The 3,406-nt window shown below is 58.1% G+C and carries 4 protein-coding genes; all 4 read right to left on the reverse strand.

Features of this window, described 5'->3' with window-relative positions:
• Positions 1 to 630: SDR family oxidoreductase (locus K1Y02_26185; protein ID MBX7259872.1), on the reverse strand; the 630-nt coding region annotated here is incomplete at its 3' end.
• Complete coding sequence (locus K1Y02_26190) at positions 627 to 1,715, reverse strand: hypothetical protein (GenBank protein ID MBX7259873.1); 1,089 nt, start codon at positions 1,713 to 1,715, stop codon at positions 627 to 629. The genes K1Y02_26185 and K1Y02_26190, both read right to left, overlap by 4 nt.
• 706 nt (positions 1,716 to 2,421) lie before the next feature.
• The gene (locus K1Y02_26195) at positions 2,422 to 2,880 is read right to left on the reverse strand and encodes a DUF1569 domain-containing protein (protein ID MBX7259874.1); all 459 of its coding nucleotides are present in this window, start codon (positions 2,878 to 2,880) and stop codon (positions 2,422 to 2,424) included.
• Positions 2,881 to 3,028: 148 nt separating this feature from the next.
• Positions 3,029 to 3,385, reverse strand: a complete 357-nt coding sequence (locus K1Y02_26200) for an iron-sulfur cluster assembly accessory protein (protein MBX7259875.1) — start codon at positions 3,383 to 3,385, stop codon at positions 3,029 to 3,031.
• Positions 3,386 to 3,406 lie beyond the last annotated feature (21 nt).

A 3,406-nucleotide genomic window follows, 5' to 3' on the forward strand; every position in this document is an offset into this window, starting at 1 on the left:
GCGCGGCGCGGAAAAGACCATGGCACCGGCGTCGGTGCGCGCGCATTGTTCCACTAAAGGCGTCTTGATGGCATCTGGGCAGACGACGGTCACGTCGACACCGAGTGGTTTGAGTTCGTTGGCGATAGCGAGAGAGAAGCCGCGGACGCCATACTTCGACGCGACGTAAACGGCGATGCCCGGGATGGGCGCCACGCCCGCGAGCGACGCGATGTTGACGATGTGGCCGGACTTGTTGGAGACCATGTGCTTGGAAGCGACCTGGGTGCCCCAGATGAGGCCCTTGAGGTTGATATCGATTTGCATGTCGATTTCTTTGGCGGGCTGTTCGTGGATCCAGCCGCCGAGCATGACGCCGGCGATATTCATGCAGACGTCAATTTTACCGAACGTCTCCACGGCGCGCTCGAAGACTTCTTCCCAATCCTCCAGCTTGCGCACGTCGAGCGTATCTAGCTTGACGCGGCTTTCGGGCCATCCCTTCTCATTGGCATGGCGCGCGAGCGCGTCGTAGTTGACGTCGGTGGCGTAGACCTTGTCGCCGCGGGCAATTAACCGATCGGCGACATGCTGCGCGATGCCGCTTGCGCATCCGGTCATGAAGTAGGTTGAAGGTGTGCCCGTAGTCATGTTCTCGCCCCCTCCGGTGATCCGAACTGCACAGGCCCGAATGCGAAAGTCGGCACAATGCCGGGGAACATCCAGTAGGCCGTGAGTTCAGAGGAATTGACAACATTATGAAAATCCGGGTTCCGTGGCGACGGCCCCGCGATTTCGCGTTCCTGAATCATCGAAATGTACTGGTCAAGTCCACGCTCCAGCGTGTTGCTATTGAGTATAACGTCGATGCCCGTAGTCTGCGCATATTTTCGCAAGCCGGGAATCCGGGAGTTCAGCGGCGCGTAGGAATCGCCACCGACGCCGTTCTCGCTGGTGACGAAGAGGCCCTCGGGCACATGTACCACGATCGAATGGTTGCCTTCGGTGTGGCCGGGGGTATGCACCAGCGCGACACCGCTGCCCAGGATGACGTCACCGTCGAGCAGCACGATCTTCCCGGCGGGAACGCCTTCGATACCTTCCGGGCAGTACCATTGCTTCTGCGGCGGCAACAGTGCTTTCGTCGACTCCCATTCCTGGCGCATGACCAGCAGTTTTGCATTGGGAAAGTAGGCGGGGATTTCGGGCGTTCCGAGCCAGCGGCGAATGTCCTGTGTGTGAAGGTGATCGTAGGTGATGTAGTCGATTTGTTCGGGCCGAATTCCCACCTGGGCCAGCCAGGTCTCGACGGTGCCAAGTTCGGGCGCCATGAGGGGCTCGAGTTGGGTTCGGAACGCGCCGAAACTTTCGGTGAGGTGCTTGAAAAACGGCGTCTCCGCGTTGCGCCGATAGTCCGACGGCGAGACAAGCATGGTTTTGAGGCCGGTCTGACTGCGGAACTGTACCACGAACATCCGGTTCAGGATGTGGACAAACGGGATGGGGATCGTGCAGGCGTCCTTGAGGGCGTAGCGCCGGGGATAGGGGGCGCGGATAAGGTCGAACGACTGGTAGTACGGGACCGGATCTCCGGACATCAGTTCATCGCGGAAGGGCTTGCAGGCTTCCACGATAGCTTTCAGGCGGTCCTGCGGGGCGGTGTGGTCGCGCGCCCCGCAAAAGTGGGGACATGGTTGGATAACCGGATCACTGTAGCCCGCAGTCACCGTTGCCATCAGGGGATCTCCTGAGAGGTTAATTATACCCATCGTGCAGGTTTTCGCAAATTGTAATTGCGACCTTGTTTTAGGACAGGCCGTGACAGATTACAGATTCGATGTTACTATACCTGTGCAAGGCAAACTGGATCGATTCCGTTCGGAGGAGATCCCTAACCATTTGAGGAGATACAAGGGATGTCTGGAAAGATGCGTATTGTGGCTCTCGGTGTGTTGGTCGCGATTGCAGTATTGGGATCGTCGGGATGTCCGCGGAAGGTGCCGATTCACCTGAGTGGCGAAGCGACGCAGTCATTGGCGCGCTAACGGCACGCCGGTATCTGACACGTTTGCGAATATCAACCGGGTATTTTGGGAGAACTGAAATGAAACGCATTATCGCGTTAGCAGTGCTGTTTCTCGTGATAACGTTGGTTTCGACAGGATGTCCGCGGCGGGCGGTGGTGTTGGGCGCCACGGACGCTCCGGTTCACGCGTCGCGTTAGGCGGCTGGTTGGAAACCTCGAACAAGGGAGAAATGTAGCGATGAAGAAGGTGGCGATTTTCGCGGTCTTGATCGCGATAACGATGGTCGTGTCGTCGGGCTGTCCGCGTACGATGGTACGCACGTTCGCACAGTCCACGACTTCGTCAACGACGAAATAAGCGAAGCGATCGCACGGTTTGAGAGCGTCGGCCCCATGGGTCCGGCGCCCTTTTTATTTTAGATGCCGAACTGTTGGAAGTGATGTTCGAAATGCCGGGCGTGCATGAAGGTCCAGTAGTTGAGCGTCAATGGACCAAAGAGGGAATGGCGCGTGACGCGTTTGGGCGTGGTGGCGGCAGCGTCGGCGAAGCGATCGAAGGCGGCGAACAGTTTTGCGCGTTCATCGTCGAATGAGGCGGTCGATTCCGGAGTGAACTCTGCGGGGGCTTTCACCGTGCCCTTGGGCCAGGTGCGCAAGACATGGAATGCGACAAAACGCATGATGTTCCGAGAGTAGAAGGTGCTGTAGTCCTTGTAGGTACCTTCTTCGAGCGACATTTCGATGAGCGTGCGCAGGTGCACGAGCATTCCCGTGGCGGTCATCGTTCCCCAGTTCGGGCGTTTGTCGGCCCGTAATGTGTTGATGCGGTCGCGGAAGCGCGGCAGGTTTTCCTGCGTGAGTTTGGCAAGGGACATAGTCACATCTCCATGAGTACAGAGGGAAAGTCAGCGGAACAGCGAGTTGAAGTGTAGCGGATCGAAGGGACTCCGTAAAAACACGAAGCACCCCCAACGGGCGTTGGGGGTGCCACCAGGAAACGCGCTTGCACCGCGTTAAAACATTCTAAACGCTGAACGACTCGCCGCACCCGCAGGTGCTGCTGGCGTTGGGATTCTGAAACACAAAGCCCTTGCTTGTCAAGCCCTCTTTATAATCCAGAACGATGCCCTTGAGATAAATGGACGACTTGCGGTCCATGAGGAAGCGGATGCCGCCGTGTTCGACCACGTTGTCCCCTTCCCGCTGTTTCCCGAACTCCAGCACATAGGAGAGACCGGAACATCCGCCGCCCTTGACCCCCAGGCGGACGCCATCGACTTCCGCGGATTCGCGCTCCATGAGGCGTTTCAACTCGATAATGGCGCCTTCGGTGGCGCTGACGAGCGCCTTCGGGGGCTGTGTTGCAGTATCCGTCGACATATATACAACAATCCTTGTCTA

Source organism: Candidatus Hydrogenedentota bacterium (genome assembly GCA_019695095.1).
In the GTDB taxonomy this organism is placed as follows: domain Bacteria; phylum Hydrogenedentota; class Hydrogenedentia; order Hydrogenedentales; family SLHB01; genus JAIBAQ01.